Here is a 19,430-nt window from a genome sequence, read left to right as displayed (position 1 = left end):
CGATGCCAGCAATGGCTGGAAGGACTCGGCGCTCGAACTCGACTTTGGCCGAGGATTCTGAGCCCCCGGTCGACTCCAGGAATTGGCCCAGGAGACCGATAGAGAGAGCGTGGCGCTCGCAGCCGAGTCGCTACCGCGAGATGGATGAGGAGCGGCGTTGTGACCCAGGAGATCGAGCTGATCCAGGACGGTGACGGTTTGGCCGTCATCGGCGACAGCGCGGCCGTCGAGCGCTTCCTGGCCGCAGAGCAGCTGCCGTCGCGAGATCTCGGTCTCCATCGTCTAGGGCCCGCCCTCATGGGCGGATCCGCTGCGCTTCAGGCTGCTTCGCAGATCTCCGAGTCTTCGGGGCGGTGGGTCAAGCTGACACGGGAGTCGGCGGCTCTGAAAGGCAAGTACTCGCTGATGGCGGGGTCCCAGAGTGATCTTGCCCGCGCCGTCGTCACCGACAAGGGCAAGATCAAGGGCATTCTGGAGATCGTTCCAGGCGCGAAGGTCAATCCCGCGATGCTCGCGGGCGCTGCAGGCCTCATGGCCCAGCTCGCGATGCAGCAGACGATGGACGAGATCACTGACTACCTCGCGACGATCGACCAGAAGGTCGATGATCTCCTCCGGGCGCAGAAGGACTCCGTGGTCGCTGAGATGATTGGCGTGGACTTCGTCGTCGAGGAAGCGATGACGATCCGCGAGGCAGTGGGGAAGGTCTCCGAGGTGACCTGGTCCAAGGTCCAAGGCACAAGCATGGCGATTGCCCGAACCCAGGGCTACACCCTGCGGCAGCTCGACGCGCTGGCGGAGAAGATGGAGCGCACCACGAAGTTGGGGGATCTCGCCAAAACCACGAGCGAGGCGGAGCGCGCCGTACGCGAGTGGCTGGCGATCCTTGCCCGCTGTTTCCAGCTACAGGATGCGATTGCGATCCTCGAGCTCGATCGGGTGCTCGACGCGGCCCCGGATGAACTGAGCGATCACCGTCGCGGCTTGGCAGTCGCTCGGCAGAACCGGCGCGAGCTGATCGCAAAGAGCAGTCAGCGCCTCCTGCGTCGCATGGACGCCGCCGCGACGGACGCGAACAGCAAGGTCCTGCTCCATCCCACGACGGCACCAGCCATCGTCAGGGCTAGCAACGAGGTCGCAGGTGCCGTCAGTGAGTTCCAGAGCCGACTCGGAATCGATGATGAGAGGCAAGCGCTCGAGGCCCGAGCCTGGGGTGTGGCTGCCTCCGAGGCTCGTGACAAGGTGCTGCGGACGGGGGCTGAGGGTGTCGACGCCGCTCGTGCCCTGGGCTCCGAAGGCATCGACGCCGCGCGGACGTTGGGGTCCGAGACGCTCGGGCGTGCGAAGGCGGCACGCGGAAGGCTGACGAGCGGGCTTGCCGAGCGGGTGTCACGGAGGCGCGGTGGCGACGATGAGGTCGAGTCCCAGGATTGAGAGCGTGATCTCTCGTGATCTCTTTCTTGGCGATCCCACAGCGGGACGTTGAGGCCCCGGACGGGTCTGCGAGCGCTATTCGACCGAGGGGAGAGCCGCCGATCGAGCGGAAGCGATCGTGCACTTGATCAAGGCCGGCCCTTCGGAATGATCGTGGCTGACGCCGTCCGCCGGCGAGCTCCCAAACGTCGCCCGGAGGCCCGTGTCAGCGCCGGCGTCTAGCGTCAGCCACATGGGACGCATCGTGTTCGACACCGCCACCTCCATCAACGGCTGGATCGCGGACGAGGACAACTCGCTCGCCTGGCTGTTCGCCGTCGATGGCGGCGACCATCCGGACGAGGGCCTCTTCCCGTCCGGCGCCAGCGTCCTCGTCGAGGGCTCGACGACGTACGAGTGGATCCTCGCCGAGCAGGACCTCCTGGCGAACCCCGAGAAGTGGCACGACTTCCACGGCGACAAGCCCACCTTCGTCTTCACCACCCGGGACCTGCCGGTGCCCGACGGCGCGGACGTGCGGTTCGTGTCCGGATCCGTCGCTGACGCACTGCCTGCGATCCGGGAGGCTGCGGGTGACGGCGATATCTGGGTGGTCGGCGGGGGAGACCTCGCGGGGCAGTTCCTCGACGCCGGGGCGCTCGACGAGATCGCGCTGTCCGTCGCGCCCGTAGCGCTGACCGGCGGAGCGACGCTGTTCCCGCGACGCGTGGAGTCGGACCGGCTGCGCCTGGTGTCGGCGACGGCGGTCGGGCAGTTCGCACGGCTGGTCTATGCCGTGCAGGGGAGCTGAGCCGAGAACGCCCGCGCGGACCCCTGGTCAGCGCCGACGCCGTGCGCTAGACATGGAGGGTGCGGCCAGGTGCGGCCGCTGACAGGGGGAAGAACGCGATGGAGACCACCGACGTCCACGCCGTCGAGACCGTGGAGCCCAAGCCCACGCTGTCCAAGACCCGCGAGCGTGTCGCGTTCTGGACCGCCGTCTTCGCCGGCGTCTTCCTGTGGCGGGCCGCCGTCGGGTTCTTCCAGTGGGGCACCCAGTGGTGGAACATCGAGCACGCCATGCGCCCCCGGACGGGCGAGTTCGACGACGCCGGCACGTGGGCCTGGTTCGTGGACCACCTCGACGAGATGCACATGTCGCTCGTGACCGCTCTCGCCTACCTCGCCGCCGCCACGGTGCTGATCGTCCTCACCCTCCGCGCGCGGCGCGTGAGCAGGTGACGGACCTCGCGGGCGCCTACACCCGTTGCGAGGACCAGATCCCGGCGGGCCTGCTCGGTCCTTCTTCCTGACCGACCGGTCCCCAGGACTCACGCCGGGTTGTACTCGAACCCCTCCACCCGCGCGACGGTCGCCGTCGGACGCCCGTTGCTCGTCGCGTACGCACCCAGCCACAGCCCGAGGAACCCGCCGGTCGTGACGCTGTCCAGGGTCCGCCCGTCGGCCACGGCCACCGTGAACGGGCTGCCGTTCAGCGCCGCGCACAGCTTGTACTCCTGGCCGCGCGCCGTGATGCTCAGCCGCACCGGTCCGTCCACGCTCACGGACACCTCGCCCAGCACCGTCTCGACCCCGCGCTGCCGCGCGATCGCGACGATCCTCCGGTCCAGCTCGGCCCGCACCGCACCGGACTCACCGGCGAGCGGGCCCGCCGTCAGGGAGAACCGCACGTGGTCGTGCTCCGACTGGCGGATGATCAGCCCGACCTCCTCGCCCGGCTGCAGGTCCGCGGACACGGTCGCGGTGACCGCGACGTCCATGTGCTGCTGTCGCACGCCCAGGAACGCGGGCGTTCCGGCGTCGGCGAGAGTCTCCTGGCTCATCCGCAGCTCCCAGCCGTCACCACGCGGCGTCGCGAAGCTCGAGGCAGGACGGCGCAGGGACGTCCACCGGACGTCGTCGGGCCCGACCACGCCCGAGGTGACGCCCTGGACCAGACCCAGGGGAGCGTCGTCGGCGAACGGCACCTCGACCTGCATGGGGACGCGGCCCACGCCCGGTGCGAACACCGGCCAGCCGTCCTCCCACACCACGGGCACCAGGAACGTCTCGCGGCCCAGGTTGTAGTGGTAGCCGCCGTACGGGCGCATGCCCAGCAGCACGGCCCACCACGAGCCGTCCGGACCCTCGACGAGGTCCGCGTGCCCCACGCCGACGACGTCCATGCCGCGCCCCAGGTGCCGATGCGTGAGGATCGGGTTGCCCTTGTTGCCGACGTACGGGCCGGTCACGTGGTCCGCGCGCGCGACCGAGATCGCGTGGTGGAACTCCGTCCCGCCCTCGGCGGCCAGGAGGTAGTACGCACCGTCGACCTTGTACAGGTGCGGGCCCTCGGCCCAGACGGCGCCGCGCACCGCCCCGGTCCACAGCACGTGCTCGGGGCCGACGAGCGTCTTGGTGCGCAGGTCGAGCTCGCGCAGCCACACCTCGGTCTGGTCGAACCACTCCGGGTCCGTGGCCAGGCGCGTGCCGTGCACCCAGGCGCGGCCGTCGTCGTCGAACAGGATCGACGGGTCGATCCCGCCGGCGTCGAGCCACACCGGATCGGACCACGGCCCGGCCGGGTCCGTCGCCGTCATCAGGAAGTTCCCGCCGCGGGCGTCGTCGGCCTGGTCCACGAGCGTGCAGATCAGCCAGAACACGCCGTCGTGGTGGCGCAGCGTCGGCGCGTACAGGCCGCCCGAGCTCGCGATCCCGTCGAAGTTCAGCTGCTCCGGGCGGTCGATCACGTGCCCGATCTGCTCCCAGTGCACCAGGTCCGTCGAGTGCAGCACCGGCAGGCCGGGGAAGTACTCGAACGTCGAGGTGACCAGGTAGTAGTCCTCGCCCACGCGGCAGATCGTCGGGTCCGGGTAGCAGCCCGGCAGGATCGGGTTCTGGACGAGGCTCATGCGTCGACCAGCGGCTGGGCCACGACGCCGACCAGGCGAGCGTCCGCCGTCGTGACCTCGTGCGCGGCACCGGTGATCGCCATGATCGTGCGCGGCGTCGCGACCCCGGGGATCACGCGGCGCTTGATCTCCTTGTGGCTCGTGATTGCCCCGCCCGTGGTCTCCTGGGCGCTCGCGTCGGCGGCGGACGCCTCGGCGTGCGAACCGACCCACACCTCGACGTCGCCCGGCTCGACCACGCGCACCATGCGGCGGTCCGAGAACGCGAAGCGCGCCGTCGGGACCGTAAAGGTCACGCGCGTCGCCGCACCCGGCTCGAGCGCCACGCGGCCGTAGCCGAGCAGCTGCACCACGGGGCGCGCGACCGAACCGACGATGTCGTGCCCGAAGAGCTGCACCACGTGCTCGCCGGCGACGTCCCCGGTGTTGGTGACCGTGACCTCCGCGGTGAACGTGCCACCGGCTGCGACCGACGGCGTCACCACGAGGTCGCTGTACGCGAACGACGTGTACGACAGCCCGAACCCAAACGGACGCAGCGGCGTGGAGTCGGTCGCGGTGACGTCCGACGGGCCGCCGAGGATCGGGTGCAGGTAGGAGTAGGGGAGCGACCCGCTCGAGCGCGGCATCGACACCGGCATGCGCCCCGAGGGGTTCACGCGGCCGGTGAGCACGTCGGCGATCGCGAGACCGCCGCCCTCACCCGGGAAGAACGCCTGCAGCACCGCGGCCGGGCGGGGGCCCGAGCCGTCGAGCGCCCAGTCGATCGCGTACGGACGACCCGTGAGCAGCACCATGACCACCGGTGTGCCGGTCGCCACGAGCGCCCCGACCAGCTCGCGCTGCACGCCCGGCAGGTCGAGGGACTCGACGTCGTTGCCCTCGCCCACGGTGCCGCGCCCGAACAGGCCCGCCTGGTCACCGACGACGACGACCGCGACGTCCGCGCCCTGAGCAGCGGCGACGGCCTCGGCGAAGCCGTCGTGGTCCTCGCCCTCGGGCGTGCAGCCCTCGGCGAGCACGAGCTCGGGCTGGGTCAGCCCGGCGTCGGCGAACGCGGTGCCCAGCGCCTCCGCGACGCTCGGGATGTCGAAACCCATCTCGTAGCCCGGGTGGTGGGCGAGCACGTGGTTGACGAACGAGTAGCAGCCCATGAGCGCCTCGGGCCGGGCGGCGTTGGGGCCGACGACGGCGACGCGCGCCGGCGCACTGCCACCGGCGCCCAGCGGGAGGATGCCCTCGTTGGTGAGCAGCACGACCGACTTCGCGGCCAACCGACGCGCGATGTCCTGGTGGCGCGGGGAGTCGAGCTGGGGGTTGGCGGGGGGCTCGTCCTCGAAGGCCTCGGGCTCGAGCAGGCCGAGCTCCTCCTTCTGCGCCAGGGCGCGCAGCACGGCGCGGTCCACGTAGGCCTCGTCGAGGGCGCCGCTGCGGACGCGCTCGGCGAGCGGCTCGAGATAGGCGTCGCCGGTGGGGAGCTCAATGTCGAGCCCCGCCTGGAGGGCGAGCGAGGCGGCCTCGCCGCGGTCCGCGGCGATCGCGTGCATGACCTCGAGGAACGCGACCGCGAAGTAGTCCGCGACGACCGTCCCGGTGAAGCCCCAGCGCTCGCGCAGCACGCCCGTGAGCAGGTCGGGGTTGGACACGACGGGGATGCCGTCGATGTCCGCGTAGGAGTTCATCACCGAGCGGACGTTGCCGTCGAGGACGGCCATCTCGAACGGCGGGAGGTAGACGTCGGCGATCTCGCGTGGGCCGGCGCTCACCGGGGCGTGGTTGCGGCCGGCGATCGAGCCGGAGTACCCGACGAAGTGCTTGAGGGTGGCGTGCGCCCCGGCGCTCTGCATGCCGCGCACGTACGCGGTGCCGACGGTCCCGACGAGATACGGGTCCTCGCCGATGCACTCGTCGACCCGGCCCCAGCGGGGGTCGCGGATCACGTCGAGCACGGGCGCGAGGCCCTGGTGGATGCCGAGCTCGCGCATCGACTCGCCGATCGCGTGGCCGGCCTCCTCGACGAGCGCCGGGTCGAACGCGGCACCCCAGGCGAGCGGCGTCGGATACGTGGCGGCCTGCCATGCGGCCAGGCCCGTGAGCACCTCCTCGTGCACCAGCGCCGGGATGCCCAGGCGGGTCTCGCGCTTGAGGCGACGCTGCTCCGCCCACAGCCACGCGGCGCGCTCGGCCGGGTCCACCGGACGGGTGCCGTACACGCGGGTGTAGTGGCCGATCCCGTGCTGGGTGATCTCGGTGAGCAGGCCGGCGTCCTTCTGGCCCGAGGCCATCTCGGACTGCATCGGCGCGACCGTGCCGTTCTGGTCGAGCCAGTAGCCCACGATCTGCGCGAGCTTCTCCTCGAGCGTCATCTGGGCGTGCAGCGCGCGGACGCGCTCGGACACCTGGGGCATGGCGGGGACCGCGGAGCCGGGGTTGGGCACGTGACCCATCTCCTTCGTTGGGGCTTGATGTGTGGGGGTGGTGGTCCCGTCGCGCGGACGAGCGCGCGACGGGACCACCCGCGCAGGGAGCGGTGCGGGCGTCAGCCCTTGACCGCTCCGGTGAGGCCGCCGACGATCCGGCGCTCGAACAGGGAGAAGAAGATCAGCGCGGGGATCATCGACAGGGAGGTGAACGCGAGCACCATCGCGGTGTCGACCGAGTACTGCGACGCGAACGACTGCACCCCGAGCGGGAGCGTGTAGGAGTTCTCGTTGCTGAGGATGAACAGGGGCAGCATGTAGCTGTTCCAGGCCGCGATGAACGCGAGGATCCCGACCGTGATGACACCGGGCAGGGACAGCGGGACGACCATCCGGAAGAAGAACCCGAGCCGGCCCGCGCCGTCGATCGCCGCGGCTTCCTCGAGCTCCTTGGGGATGGCCCGCAGGAACGGCACGAGGATGATGATCGTCGTCGGTAGGGCGAACGCGATCTGCGGCAGGATGATGCCGGCGAGGCTGTCCATCAGGCCGAGCTGGCGCACCAGGATGTAGAGCGGCGTGATGGCCACCGTCATGGGGAACATCAGGCCCGCCGCGAACAGCGAGTACATCCCGTTGCTGCCCTTGAAGGTGTAGCGGGCGATCACGTAGCTCGCCATGACGCCCAGGATGACGACGCCAATCGTGGTCGAGATCGCGGAGATGGCCGAGTTGCCCATCTGCCGCCAGAAGATCTCGTTCTGGAGGACGCTGACGTAGTTCTCCAGGCGCCACTCCGAGGGGAACCCGGACGGGTCGGTCGTGATCTCGGAGTTCGACCGGAACCCGCCGATGATGATGTAGAGGACCGGGGCGATGCAGAGCCCGACGAAGAAGAACGCGACCACGTAGGTCATCGGCCCGCTGCGGTGCAGGCGCATGGCCTTGGCCTTCTTGGTGCGGGTGGGCCGCGTCGCGGGGAGCGGAGGCGCGGAGACGGCGCTGGCGGACATCACTTCTTCCCTTCCGTGAGCGCACCCGCAGTGTCACGGCGGAGCACGAAGCGCTGGTAGATCAGGGCGATCACGAGCGAGATGACGAACAGGACGACGGCGACGGCGTTTCCGTAGCCGTAGTTCCCGGCGTTGCGGCCCTCACCGACCATGTAGGTCGCCATGGTGGACGTGCCTGCGGTGGTGGCCACGTACTGGCCCCAGATGATGTAGACGAGGTCGAACAGCTGCAGCGATCCGATGATCGACAGGAACGCCCAGATGCGGATCGTCGGGCCGAGCAGCGGCAGCGTGATGCTGCGCTGCATCTGCCAGTAGCTGGCGCCGTCGATGGCCGCGGCCTCGTACAGCTCCTCGGGGATGGACTGCAGGCCGGCGAGGAAGAGGATCACGGCGAAGCCGATGTACTTCCACGAGATGATGATCATCAGCGACCAGATCGCGACGTCCGGGTCGGACAACCAGTCGACCGTCCAGTCGGGCAGCCCGACCTTCTCCAGGAAGTCGTTGACGGCGCCCGTCGTCTGAAGCATCAGCGCCCAGCCGGTGCCGACGATGACCTCGGAGATCACGTACGGCACGAAGATCAGGACGCGGACCAGGGAGCGGCCGCGCATGCGCTGGTTGAGCAGGAGCGCGAGCGCGATGGCCGCAGGTCCCTGGAGCACGAGGGACATCACGACGATGAACCCGTTGTGCATCAGCGCATCCTGGAAGGCGCTGTCCTTGAAGATGATGAGGTAGTTGTCGAGGCCGACGAACTCCGTCGGCGGGCCGAAGCCCTTCCACTTGAAGAACCCGTAGTAGGCCGCCATCACCACGGGGAAGATGACGAACGCTAGGAACATCACGATGGCGGGTCCGGCCAGCAGTGCGATCTCGAGCCGCTTGGTCCAGTCCGCACCTCCGGCCCGCCGCTTGCGGGGGACCGGGGACGGTGCCACGGAGGCACCGTCCCCGCCCGCCGAGCGACCCTCGGGCGGTGTTGTGGTGAGCGTCTTGTCGCCCAAGGTGTCACTCATGGTTGTTGATTACTCCTTGGCCAGCGCGTCGTTCACGGAGGTGATGACGCCCTCGGGGGTACCGCTGCCCGCGAGCATCTCGACCACGCCGCCGTTGAGCGCGTTGCCGACGTTCTGACCGAGCAGCGTGTCCAGCCACACCGTCACGTAGGCGGCGTCGTTGTACGCGGCGAGCACGTCCTGCAGAGCAGGGTCGGTGATGACGCCCTGCGACTCCTGGTTCGCCGGGAGGGTGACGAACGCCTCGGCGTACGCCTCCTGGTTCTCCTTCGAGAGCACGAAGCTCAGGAACGCGCCACAGGCCTCGGCCGGAGCGTTGGCGGAGCAGCTGTAGCCGTCGACGCCGCCCATCATGGCGGTGGGGTCACCGGCACCACCCTCGACCGCCGGGAACGGGAACCAGCCCAGGTCCTCGAGCGGCTTCTTGTCCGGGGTCAGGTCCGCGATGACGCCCGGGTTCCAGGCGCCCATGAGCTCCATGCCGGCGAGGTGGTTGGCCAGCATGCCGGCCGACGAGCCGGCGCTGCCCTGGGCCTCGGTGGTGAGGAAGCCCTCGTTGAACGGCTCCGTCTGCGCGAAGTTGTTCAGCTCCGTGGCGGCCTGCTGCCAGCACGGGTCGCTGAAGTCCTTGGTCTGGGGGAGCGTGTCCATGACCTCCTGCGAGCAGGTCCGCAGCGCGAAGAAGTAGTACCAGTGCGCCGCCGGCCATGCTGCCTTGCCGCCGAGCGCGAACGGCGCGACGTCGATCGCCTTGAGCTTGTCCACCGCGTCGTTGAGCTCGGCGAACGTCGTCGGCGTGCCCTCGATGCCGGCCTGCTCGAACAGGTCCTTGCTGTAGTAGATGCCACCCGGGAGGACCGAGGTCGGCACGCCGTAGATCTTGCCGTCGATGCTGAAGGCGCCGACGGTGCCGCCCACGGCCTCCTTGGCCTCGGCGGTCACGTGCTCCGTGAGGTCGAGCACCTGGCCGGCCTCGACGATGTCGGCGAGCTTGCCGCCGCCGCGCGCCATGAAGATGTCCGGCGCGTCGCCGGAGTTGAGGGCGGTCTGCAGCTTGCCGTCCATGTCCTCGTTCTGGATGGACTGGACCTTGATGGTGACGCCCTCGTTGGCCGCCTCGAAGTCGGCGACCATCTTGTCCCAGTACTCCTTGCCCGGGCCGGTGGTCGAGTTGTGCCAGAACGTCATCTCGACGTCGCCGTTGGCGTTGGTCGACCCGCCGCCTCCGGGGTTGTCGTCGCCGCCGCAGGCGGCGAGACCCAGGGTGCTCATGACCATGACGGTCGAGACCGCCAGGAACTTCTTGGCCTTCATCAGATCTGTCCTCTTTCTTGAGCGAAACAGATGGGGAGGCAGCCCCGGGGGGCTGACCAGCCACGGCCCGACATCGGTGTCGGTACATGGGTGACGCGGCGTCGCGCGTCGGCACTCATCCTTGAGGGCTCCTCCTCGTCGTCGAGATCGGTACGTCGAGAACTATGCCGACGTGATCTGGGTCATGTCAATCGTTATCGATAACGGTTTACATACGGTTACGATGTGACCCATGAGCCCCCGGGTCACGATCCACGACGTCGCCGATGCTGCGGGCGTGTCCGTGGCCACCGTCTCCAAGGTGATCAACGCCCGCTACGGCGTCGCGAAGTCCACCTCTCAGCGGGTGCAGGCGGTGATCGACCAGCTCGGCTACGAGTCGAGCCTCGTGGCGCGCAGCATGCGCTCGCACAAGACCCACGTCATCGGGATCCTCGTCGCGGAGTTCGAGCCGTTCAGCACCGAGATCCTCAAGGGCGCGGCGACCGCGCTCGCGGACACCGACTACGAGCTCCTGGCCTACACCGGCGCGCGGCACAGCGGGGGAGCGGGCTGGGAGCGGCGCTACCTCTCCCGGCTCAGCGGCACGTTGATCGACGGCGCGCTGATCGTCACGCCCACGGTCGTCGACGCCAACGCGGGCGTGCCCGTGGTCGCGATCGACCCGCACGAGGGTCCGCTCGGGCCACCGACCGTCGACTCCGACAACCTCACCGGCGGCCTCCTGGCCACGCGCCACCTGGTCGAGCTCGGCCACCGGCGCATCGGGTTCATCGGCGGACGCGCGGACCTCGCGTCGTCGGCGCTGCGTGAGGCCGGCTACCGCCAGGCGCTCGCCGACGCCGGCATCGAGGTCGACCCCGCGCTCATGAGCACCGGTGACTACGAGCTCGACTCCTCACGCGGGTCGGCCCACGAGCTGCTGTCCCTGGCCGACCGGCCGACCGCGATTTTCGCCGCGAACGACATCTCCGCGATCGCCGCCATGGAGACCGCGCGGGAGATGGGCCTCGACGTCCCCGCGGACGTGTCGATCGTCGGCTTCGACGACATCCCCGAGGCCTCCGCGACCACGCCGCCGCTGACGACCGTTCACCAGCCGATCAAGCGGATGGGCGCCGCGGGCATCGAGATGCTCGTCCGGCTGATCGAAGGACGCGCCGTCGAGTCCAGCCACGTGCGCCTGCCCACCTCGCTCGTCGTCCGAGGCACCACGCGCCGCGTGTAAACCGTCTCTGACGTTCCCGTCCCACCCCGCGCAAAGGAGCGCCCTGTGCACGCTGTCGCCGCCCCCCACCTGTCTGCCGCTCCCGCGCATCGCGTGGCTCGGACGGTCGTGACCGTCACCGACGCCGGCGGCCGCCCGGTGCCCGACGCCGAGGTCGCGGTCGCCCAGAGCCGCCACGCCTTCGAGTTCGGCAACATCGCGTTCGACCTCATCCCGCTGGCCAACGGCGAGGGCGAGGTGCGCGACGTCGGGTTCGGCGGGGCCAGCGCCCACCTCGAGCGTCTCGCGGACCTCTGGCTCGACGTCTTCAACATCGGGACGCTGCCGTTCTACTGGCGCACCTTCGAACCCGAGCGAGGCGCTCCGGACACCGCGCGCCTGCTGCAGACCGCGCGGTGGCTCGCCGAGCGCGGCGTCACCGTCAAGGGCCACCCGCTCGTGTGGCACACCTTGACGCCGTCGTGGCTCGACGACGTCCCCCTCGACAAGCTCGCCAGCGTCATCCGCAGCCGGATCGTGCGCGAGGTCACCGACTTCGCGGGCGTCATCGACACCTGGGACGCGATCAACGAGGTCGTGATCATGCCGGTGTTCGAGGCCGAGCCCAACGCGGTGACGCGGCTCGCCGCGCGCGAGGGACAGATCGCCATGGTGAAGCTCGCGTTCGAGACCGCGCGCGAGGCCAACCCGAACGCGACCCTGCTGCTCAACGACTTCAACATGTCGCCCGCGTACGAGCGCCTGATCGAGGAGTGCCTCGAGGCCGGGGTACAGATCGATGCGCTTGGCCTGCAGAGCCACATGCACCAGGGCTACTGGGGCGAGGAGAAGACCCTCGACGCCCTCGAGCGGTTCTCGCGGTTCGGCCTCCCGCTGCACCTGACGGAGACCACGCTGCTCTCCGGGCACCTCATGCCGCCCGAGATCGTCGACCTCAACGACTACCAGATCCCCGAATGGCCCTCGACGCCCGAGGGCGAGGCGCGCCAGGCCGACGAGGTCGAACGCCACTACCGCACGCTGTTCGGCCACCCGGCCGTCCAGGCGAGCACGTACTGGGGACTGACCGACGACGGCGCGTGGCTCGGCGCCCCGGGCGGGCTCGTCCGGGCGGACGGCACGCCCAAGCCCGCCTACGACGCGCTGCGCCGCCTGGTCAAGGAGGAGTGGTGGACGCCGGAGACGGTCGTGCGCACCGACGCCGAGGGTCGCTTCACGCTTGAGGGCTTCCTGGGGGACTACGCCGTGACGGGTGCCGCGGGCGCTGCGTCGGTCGCGCTGGCGCCCGACGGCGGGGCGGTCGAGGCGCGGCTCGGCTGAGCGCGCGACAATCCCGAGCGGCTAGCCCGCTTGCGCCTCCGCGACCGTGCGCTCCCAGCGCGTGAACTCTAGTGCGCGGTGCTGTCAGATCCCTATGCCAATATGTCGTTATGAGCCAAGAGACTCCCGCCGGGTGGTACCCGGACAATCAGGGGACCGTTCGTTATTGGGATGGCGCGACATGGACGGAGCGGACACGCGACCAGGATGAGAGTAGTGCCGCACCAGCAGCCGACAAAAGGGACGGAAAGTTCGCTCGGCTCAAGAAGGCCGCTGGTGATTGGACAGCCGAGAAGCGAGAAGCGAAGGAAGCCCAGGAGAGAAAGTGGGCCGAGGACGTAGCTGCAGCTGGGGCGCTCGTTACCAAAGGAACCTTCGGTCTCGCGACCGTCGAGGTCTACGAGGGTGGCTACGTCCGGGTCGCGTCGGGGGAGCAGCCCGAGCGCCCGAGCGCCGCGAGTGTGCGGTCGCAGATGACAGCGAGTCCGAGTGGTGGCGGGGTTCACCCGAAGACGCCGTACGAGAAGTTGCGGTCGATCACGTTCACGCACTCCGATTCGGACAGGGCCTCGCAGGGCGGTTCCGGCCTCGAGAGTGCTATCGGGCCCGCCGTCGCGAACTTGCTGAAGGGCACGAAGCACCTGGTAAAGGCCTCGGCCCCCGGCTTGGCGGCTGCCGGAATCGCCCACGTCGCAAGCCAGGGTTCTCGCACCTCATACCTGACGATCGCTACCGATCGTCAGGTCTATACGCTCTCCAACCAGGTCCCGAATAGTGTCGGTCTCAAGACTGCCAAGAAGGGCCACGTTGAAGTTGGGCTCGCACTCGTGGCCGCGGGCAACGCAGTTCTCGGCAATGGGGACGTCTCGAGCGCGGAGGCGGTAGTGGGTGCGCCTCAGCCTGGGGTGCATCACGAGGCAGCGAGCGCGGCTCAGCCCGCCGCTCCAAGCCTGGCGGACCGTCTGCGCGAACTCGCCACCCTCCACCGGGAAGGGATCCTGTCGGATGAGGAGTTCTCGAGCGCCAAGGCCGCGCTGCTGAGCGGACTGTGACGCCACCGAGGGGGCTGCTCAGGAGGTGAGGCTCAGGGTCAGGGCGGCGGGGTCGCAGATCGGCAGTGAGCAGGTGGTGCCGCGGCAGACGTAGGCCGTGGGCACGCCGTCGTGCGCGGGGCGATCCGTCAGCGCGGGGATCGCGCTGCCCTCGACACCCACCGCGATTACCGCGCCCGGGGTCGTGGCTGCCCACGCCGCGCGCGCGAGGTCGCCCGTGGCGAGGGCGGCGACGTCGGCGTCCGCGGGGCCCACGATGACGATCTCGACCGGGCCGTCCGCCTGGGCCTCGGCGACGGCAAGCGCCCAGCCGGCGAACCGCGGTGCACGGTGGGCGTAGGTCCGGTAGCTCGCGAGGGCGGTGTCCGCCGCCGTGCGGTAGCGCAGCTCCCCGGTGAGCGCCCCCAGCCGGACGAGCGCGCCGGAGAGCGCCGAGCGACCGGACGGGCTCGCGTTGTCGCCCGGGTCCGCAGGGCGCAGGAACAGGGCGGGGCCCGCCGTGTCAGCCGGGGCGTCGAACACCCGGTCGCCGTCGACGAACACTTCCAGCGCCGTGTCGACGAGCGTGCGGGCCGTGTCGAACCAGGTGACGTCGCCGGTCGCGGAGAACAGGGACAGCAACCCGTCCGCGAGCAGCGCGTAGTCCTCGAGCACGCCCTCGGCCGCGGCGAGCGTCCCGCCCAGCGACGCGCGCCGCAGCCGACCGTCGACCAGGTGCAGCCCGACGACGTAGCGCGCCACCTGTGCCGCGAGATCCACGAGGTGGGGCTCACCGAGGATGCGTCCTGCCTCGGCGAGACTGCCGATGGCGAGGCCGTTCCACGCGGTCACGACCTTGTCGTCCCGCGCGGGCGCGGTGCGCTCGGCCCGAGCCTCCAAGAGGCGTGTCCGCACGCGCGCCCAGCGAGCGCCGTCGTCGTCCGCAGCGGCCTCGCCCGGCGCGGGGGCGACCGCGACGACCGACGAATCCAAGCGCAGCACCGATGACCCGTGCTCGAACGAGCCCTCCTCGGTGACGAAGCAGACCTGCGCGGCCCAGGCGGCGTCGTCGGCCCCGAGTGCCTCCTCCAGCTGCGCCGGGGTCCACACGTAGAAGCGGCCCTCGACGCCCTCGGTGTCGGCGTCGAGCGAGGAGGTGAAGCCGCCGTCGAGCAGGTCGCGTTCGAGGAACGCGGCGGTCTCGAGAGCGACCCGGCGGGCCCAGGCATCGCCGGTCGCGCGCCACAGCCGGGCGTACCCGCCGACGAGCTGGGCGTTGTCGTAGAGCATCTTCTCGAAGTGCGGCACCGTCCACGTCGCGTCGACCGAGTAGCGGGCGAAGCCGCCGGCCAGCTGGTCGTACATGCCGCCCGACGCCATCGCGTGCGCGGTGTCGCGCGCCATCGTCAGCGCCGCCGCGTTCCCCGTGCGGGCGTGGTGGCGCAGCAGGTGCTCGAGCGTCATCGACGGCGGGAACTTCGGGGCGCCGCCGAACCCGCCGTAGCGGGGATCGCGCTCGCGGCCCAGCACCTCGACGGCCGCCGCCAGGTCCGCGGGGGTGAGGCTGCGGGCGTCGTCGTCGGTGGCCTCGGTGGTCGTGCGCAGGTGCGCGACGATCGCCTGCGACTGGTCCTCGAGCGCGCCGCGACGCTCCCGCCACGCGGCGGTGACGGCGTCGAGCACTTGGCGGAACGACGGCATGCCGCTTACGGGAGTCGGCGGGTAGTAGGTGCCCGCGTGGAAGGGAGCGCCGTCGGGCGTGAGGAACACGGTCATGGGCCAGCCGCCCTGACCGGTGAGGGCCAGGAGCGCCTGCATGTGCACGGCGTCGACGTCGGGGCGCTCCTCGCGGTCCACCTTGATGCTCACGAACTCGCGGTTCAGCTGCGCGGCCGTGGCCTCGTCCTCGAACGACTCGTGCGCCATCACGTGGCACCAGTGGCACGCCGCGTAGCCCACCGACAGCAGGACGGGGACGTCGCGCTCGCGGGCTTCGACGAAGGCGTCGTCGGTCCACTCGTGCCAGTCGACAGGGTTGTCGGCGTGCTGGCGCAGGTACGGGCTGCTGCTCGTGGCGAGGCGGTTCATCCGTCCACGGTAGGAGAGTGCGGGGGTAGGCGCCCGGTGGCGCGTGGAGGGGCGTGGGGCGAGGCACGTCGGTGCGCGGGGTCATGATGGCGGTATGACCGTGAGACTGACGCCGTCCGAGGTCCGTGGGCTTCGGCTCCGCGCGCAGGGCCTGAGCGGCGAGCCCGGCGCGGGCGGTGCCGAGGGCGTCGTCGGTGTTGTCGACGAGCTGTTCGCCCTCCAGGGGCAGGACCTGCCCGGTGTGCTCTGGTCCCTGGGGCTCCGGACGGACGGTGCGGACCGCGAGGCGGTGCGTGCGGCGTTCGACGCGGGCGTCCTCGTGCGCACGTGGCCGTTCCGCGGGACGCTGCACGTCCTCGCCGCGACCGACGTTGGGTGGGTGCTCGCGCTGACCGGCCCGCGGATGATCGCGGCGGCCGCGCGCCGGCGCAGGGAGCTCGAGATCGACGAGGGTGTGCTGGAGGTCGCCCGCGAGGTCGCCGCCCGTGAGCTGGCCGGCGGCGCGCGCGTGTCGCGGACGCGGTTCAAGGAGGCGCTCGACGAGGCCGGCGTCCCCACCGCTGGCCAGCGCGGCTACCACCTGATCAGCCACCTGGCGATCGAAGGACTGATCGCGTTCGGGCCCTTCGACGGCGCCGAGCAGCAGCTCGTGCTCGTCGCCGACCACGTGCCGAACCCGCGCCGCCTCGACGACGAGGAGGGGATGCGCGCGATCGTCCGCCGGTACCTGCGCGGACGCGGGGTTGCGACGGCGGCCGACATCTCTTGGTGGTCAGGGTTGCCCGTGCGGGCTCTGCGCGGGGCAGTCGCGGAGCTCGGCGACGAGGTCGAAGCCGTGCAGGTCGGAGGAGTCGAGCACCTGGCGTGGGCGCCGCTGCTCGACGTGGGCGCGGCTGGCAGGCGCAGCGCCTCCGGGAATGTGCGGGTCGGCTCCCGCACGGAATCGGCTCGGCCGGTCCTCGCGCTGCCCGGGTTCGACGAGCTCCTGCTCGGCTACGCAGATCGGACCGCGACCCTCGCCCGGGAGCACGCGGGGTTGATCGTGCCCGGTGGGAACGGCGTCTTCCGCCGCACCCTCGTGCACCGCGGTCGCGTGATCGGCACGTGGCGCGCTGTGGAGGCGGCCGCGGGCGTGCGCGTCGTCGCGGACACGTTCGGGGACGTACCACGCGGCGTCGAGCGGGGACTTGCTCGGGAGGCATCGCGGTACGCGCGGTTCGTCGGCGCACCGCTGCGGGAGGTCCTCGTCGCGCCGCGGCCGGGCTGACACAGGTCACGGTCCGGACGGGGCTGTTCGAGTCGCCGCCGTCGCCACGCACGGTCAGGATGGGTCGGGTGAACCAGACCTACGACGTGGTCGTCATCGGCGGAGGACCCGCGGGTCTGAGCGGAGCCGTGGCGCTGGCGCGCGCGCGGCGCTCCGTCCTCGTGATCGACTCGGGCGCGCCGCGCAACACCGCCGCCGAGCACGTGCACGGCTACCTGGGGCTCGAGGGCATCGCGCCGTCGGAGCTGCTCGCGCGCGGCCGGGACGAGGTGACTCGCTACGGCGGGGAGGTCCTCGCCGGGGAGGTGACCGACGTCGTCGGCCCTGCCGAGGCGAGCGACGCCGGGCCGTTCACCGTGCGGCTGGCCGACGGGCGCAGCGTCGAGGCGCGGCGGCTGCTCGTGGCGACCGGCACCCGCGACGGGCTCCCCGACATCCCCGGCCTCGCCGAGCTGTGGGGACGCGACGTCCTGCACTGCCCGTACTGCCACGGCTGGGAGGCGCGCGACAAGAAGATCGGCGTGCTCGTCACCGCGCCGACGTCGGTCGACGAGGCGCTGCTCCTGCGCCAGTGGAGCGACGACGTCACCCTCTACACCCATGACACCCCGCTGCCCGACGACGCCCAGCGCGCCCGCCTCCAGGCCCGCGGGGTGCGCATCGTCGAGGGCGAGGTGACCGGCGTCGTCACCGGCGCGGACGGAAGGCTGAGCGGAGTGCGCCTCGCGGGGGACACCGAGCACGTCGAGCCGTGCGAGGCGCTCGTGGTGACACCGATCATCGTGGCGCGCGCGGAGTTCCTCGACGTCCTGAGCCCCGAGGCCCGGACCGAGGCGCACGACGACGAACCCCTCGCGTGGCGGCTCATCGGCGCGGGCGACGGGGCCACCGACGTGCCCGGGATCTGGGTCGCCGGCAACGTGGCCCAGGTCGAGGCGCAGGTCGTCACCTCGGCAGCGATGGGCCTGCGCGCGGCTGTCGCGATCAACGCGGACCTCGTGCGCGAGGACACCGACCGCGCCGTCGCCGAGCAGCAGTCCGGTGGTGAGTAAGGGCACCGTGCGAGGCAGTGACCCCGCGCGGGGCGTGTGAGAACCTGAGGGCAGAGCCCTGGCGGGCTCCCGGACGAGGGGTGCCGTACCCGGCGAGCGACAAGACGGCCCAGGGAGAACTGCCATGTCGTGGATCGTCCTCATCCTGTCCGGTGGCCTCGAAGCCGTCTGGGCCACCGCGCTCGGCCGCTCGGACGGCCTCACCAAGCTCGGCCCCGCGGTCGTGTTCGGCGTCGCGCTGCTCGGCAGCATGGCCGGGCTCGCCTACGCGATGCGCGAGCTGCCCACCGGGACCGCGTACGCCGTGTGGGTCGCGATCGGCGCGAGCCTGACCGTCGGCTACGCGATGGCGACCGGCGCAGAAGCCGTGTCGCTCGTGAAGATCCTGCTGCTGCTCGGGATCGTCGGCTGCGTCGTCGGGCTCAAGGTCCTCGACTAGACCGGCCGATCCCGGGCTAGACGACGCCCGCGGTGCCCAGGAGCACCCCGGTGAGGTACGTGGCGCCCAGGGCGAGCGTGCCGCCGACGACGACTCGCGCAGCCGCGCGGACCTTCGAGCTGCCGCCGATGCCCGCCGCGACCATGCCGGTCAGCGCGAGCGCCAGCAGCGTCGCCGCGAAGGCCACCGGGACGCGTGCGCTCGCGGGCGGCAGGAGGATCGCGAGCATCGGCAGCACCGCGCCGAGCGCGAACGCCACGAAGCTCGCGCCCGCCGCGTGCCACGGGCTCGCGACGTCGTGCCGGTCCAGGTTGTGCCGCTCGTGCAGGTGGGCGTCCAAGGCGTCGACGTCGGACAGCTCGCGGGCGAGGGCCGCAGCCGTGGGCGCGCTGACGCCGCGCTCCTCGTAGAGCCGGGCCAGGGCGGCGAGCTCCGCGGCGGGATCGGTCGCCAGCGCCTGGCGCGTGTGGTCGATGATCTCCTCCTCGGTGTCGCGCTGGCTGCTCACCGAGACGTACTCGCCCAGCGCCATGGACACCGCGCCACCGATCGACGCCGCCAGGCCCGCGAGCAGGATCGGCGCGGTGTCCGTGGTCGCACCCGCGACGCCGACGACGACCGCGGCGATCGACACGATCCCGTCGTTCGCGCCGAGCACACCGGCACGCAGGGCGTTGAGCCGACGCTCCATGCCGCCACCTCGCGCGATGATGCCGCCGGGGTCCCCGGTGACCGCGCTGACGGCGTTCGACACGATGCTCATACCTCGACGCTAGGCGGGTGTCCGGTGGCCCGCAAGCAAGGAAAGGCGGCCCTATCCCGCGGAAATACGCGGCTCTCGGGCTGGTCGTCGCCGCCCTGTGCATGGCTGCTGCGCGCGCCCGCGGTGTGCCCGGCGTGCCCGCTCGGCG

General features: G+C 71.0%; 16 protein-coding genes and 1 riboswitch. Of the genes, 9 read left to right on the top strand and 7 right to left on the bottom strand.

Going from position 1 to position 19,430, the window contains the following annotated elements; translation table 11 throughout:
* Positions 1 to 159: 159 nt before the first annotated feature.
* From BMZ30_RS08060 to BMZ30_RS08050, 3 genes are all read left to right on the top strand, one after another.
* Positions 160 to 1,434 carry a hypothetical protein gene (locus tag BMZ30_RS08060; protein WP_093377013.1) on the top strand — a complete coding sequence of 425 codons (1,275 nt, stop codon included), beginning with the start codon at positions 160 to 162 and terminating at the stop codon, positions 1,432 to 1,434.
* A 232-nt stretch (positions 1,435 to 1,666) separates the two neighbouring features.
* Positions 1,667 to 2,224 carry a dihydrofolate reductase family protein gene (locus BMZ30_RS08055; protein WP_093377011.1) on the top strand — a complete coding sequence of 186 codons (558 nt, stop codon included), beginning with the start codon at positions 1,667 to 1,669 and terminating at the stop codon, positions 2,222 to 2,224.
* Between the two features lie 98 nt (positions 2,225 to 2,322).
* A complete protein-coding gene (locus tag BMZ30_RS08050; RefSeq protein WP_093377008.1) occupies positions 2,323 to 2,655 on the top strand; it encodes a hypothetical protein in 333 nt (110 codons plus the stop codon).
* An 89-nt stretch (positions 2,656 to 2,744) separates the two neighbouring features.
* Here BMZ30_RS08050 and BMZ30_RS08045 read toward each other — a convergent pair whose 3' ends face one another.
* The 5 genes from BMZ30_RS08045 to BMZ30_RS08025 all read right to left on the bottom strand — a co-directional run bounded on the left by BMZ30_RS08045 (position 2,745) and on the right by BMZ30_RS08025 (position 10,094).
* Positions 2,745 to 4,325, bottom strand: coding sequence for a glycoside hydrolase family 43 protein (locus tag BMZ30_RS08045; RefSeq protein WP_093377006.1), 1,581 nt, complete (start codon positions 4,323 to 4,325; stop codon positions 2,745 to 2,747).
* On the bottom strand, positions 4,322 to 6,772 hold the full coding sequence (locus BMZ30_RS08040; protein WP_093377003.1) for a beta-xylosidase/alpha-l-arabinosidase: 2,451 nt from the start codon (positions 6,770 to 6,772) through the stop codon (positions 4,322 to 4,324). Before BMZ30_RS08040 ends, BMZ30_RS08045 begins: the two co-directional genes overlap by 4 nt.
* 92 nt (positions 6,773 to 6,864) lie before the next feature.
* Positions 6,865 to 7,758, bottom strand: a complete 894-nt coding sequence (locus BMZ30_RS08035) for a carbohydrate ABC transporter permease (RefSeq protein ID WP_093377001.1) — start codon at positions 7,756 to 7,758, stop codon at positions 6,865 to 6,867.
* Positions 7,758 to 8,780: a carbohydrate ABC transporter permease gene (locus tag BMZ30_RS08030; protein ID WP_093376998.1), complete on the bottom strand. Its 1,023-nt coding sequence runs from the start codon at positions 8,778 to 8,780 to the stop codon at positions 7,758 to 7,760. Before BMZ30_RS08030 ends, BMZ30_RS08035 begins: the two co-directional genes overlap by 1 nt.
* Positions 8,781 to 8,789: 9 nt before the next feature.
* Positions 8,790 to 10,094, bottom strand: coding sequence for an extracellular solute-binding protein (locus BMZ30_RS08025; protein WP_093376996.1), 1,305 nt, complete (start codon positions 10,092 to 10,094; stop codon positions 8,790 to 8,792).
* A gap of 232 nt (positions 10,095 to 10,326) precedes the next feature.
* Between BMZ30_RS08025 and BMZ30_RS08020 the strand changes: the two genes are divergently transcribed.
* The 3 genes from BMZ30_RS08020 to BMZ30_RS13855 all read left to right on the top strand — a co-directional run bounded on the left by BMZ30_RS08020 (position 10,327) and on the right by BMZ30_RS13855 (position 13,694).
* The gene (locus BMZ30_RS08020) at positions 10,327 to 11,322 is read left to right on the top strand and encodes a LacI family DNA-binding transcriptional regulator (protein WP_093376993.1); all 996 of its coding nucleotides are present in this window, start codon (positions 10,327 to 10,329) and stop codon (positions 11,320 to 11,322) included.
* Positions 11,323 to 11,367: 45 nt separating this feature from the next.
* Positions 11,368 to 12,642 (top strand): endo-1,4-beta-xylanase, encoded by a 1,275-nt coding sequence (locus tag BMZ30_RS08015; RefSeq protein WP_229828509.1) that lies wholly within the window; start codon positions 11,368 to 11,370, stop codon positions 12,640 to 12,642.
* A gap of 110 nt (positions 12,643 to 12,752) precedes the next feature.
* Positions 12,753 to 13,694, top strand: a complete 942-nt coding sequence (locus tag BMZ30_RS13855) for a DUF2510 domain-containing protein (RefSeq protein ID WP_093376992.1) — start codon at positions 12,753 to 12,755, stop codon at positions 13,692 to 13,694.
* Positions 13,695 to 13,712: 18 nt separating this feature from the next.
* On the opposite strand, the gene BMZ30_RS08005 is transcribed toward BMZ30_RS13855, so the two are convergent.
* Positions 13,713 to 15,761 (bottom strand): thioredoxin domain-containing protein, encoded by a 2,049-nt coding sequence (locus tag BMZ30_RS08005; protein WP_093376989.1) that lies wholly within the window; start codon positions 15,759 to 15,761, stop codon positions 13,713 to 13,715.
* 94 nt (positions 15,762 to 15,855) lie between these two features.
* Here BMZ30_RS08005 and BMZ30_RS08000 point away from each other — a divergent pair, with 94 nt between their 5' ends.
* The 3 genes from BMZ30_RS08000 (at position 15,856) to BMZ30_RS07990 (ending at position 18,519) form a co-directional block, all read left to right on the top strand.
* Positions 15,856 to 17,028, top strand: a complete 1,173-nt coding sequence (locus tag BMZ30_RS08000; RefSeq protein ID WP_093376986.1) for a winged helix DNA-binding domain-containing protein — start codon at positions 15,856 to 15,858, stop codon at positions 17,026 to 17,028.
* A 59-nt stretch (positions 17,029 to 17,087) separates the two neighbouring features.
* Positions 17,088 to 18,080: an NAD(P)/FAD-dependent oxidoreductase gene (locus BMZ30_RS07995; protein ID WP_093376983.1), complete on the top strand. Its 993-nt coding sequence runs from the start codon at positions 17,088 to 17,090 to the stop codon at positions 18,078 to 18,080.
* Between the two features lie 50 nt (positions 18,081 to 18,130).
* Positions 18,131 to 18,194: riboswitch (guanidine-III (ykkC-III) riboswitch) on the top strand.
* A 10-nt stretch (positions 18,195 to 18,204) separates the two neighbouring features.
* A complete protein-coding gene (locus tag BMZ30_RS07990; RefSeq protein ID WP_093376981.1) occupies positions 18,205 to 18,519 on the top strand; it encodes a DMT family transporter in 315 nt (104 codons plus the stop codon).
* A gap of 16 nt (positions 18,520 to 18,535) precedes the next feature.
* Here the strand turns inward: BMZ30_RS07990 and BMZ30_RS07985 are convergent, their stop codons facing one another.
* Complete coding sequence (locus BMZ30_RS07985) at positions 18,536 to 19,210, bottom strand: VIT1/CCC1 transporter family protein (protein WP_229828639.1); 675 nt, start codon at positions 19,208 to 19,210, stop codon at positions 18,536 to 18,538.
* Positions 19,211 to 19,430 lie beyond the last annotated feature (220 nt).

The sequence above is a fragment of the Flavimobilis marinus genome, assembly GCF_900113055.1.
Classification (GTDB): Bacteria; Actinomycetota; Actinomycetes; order Actinomycetales; family Cellulomonadaceae; genus Flavimobilis; species Flavimobilis marinus.
This window is presented reverse-complemented; position numbering and strand designations above follow the sequence as displayed.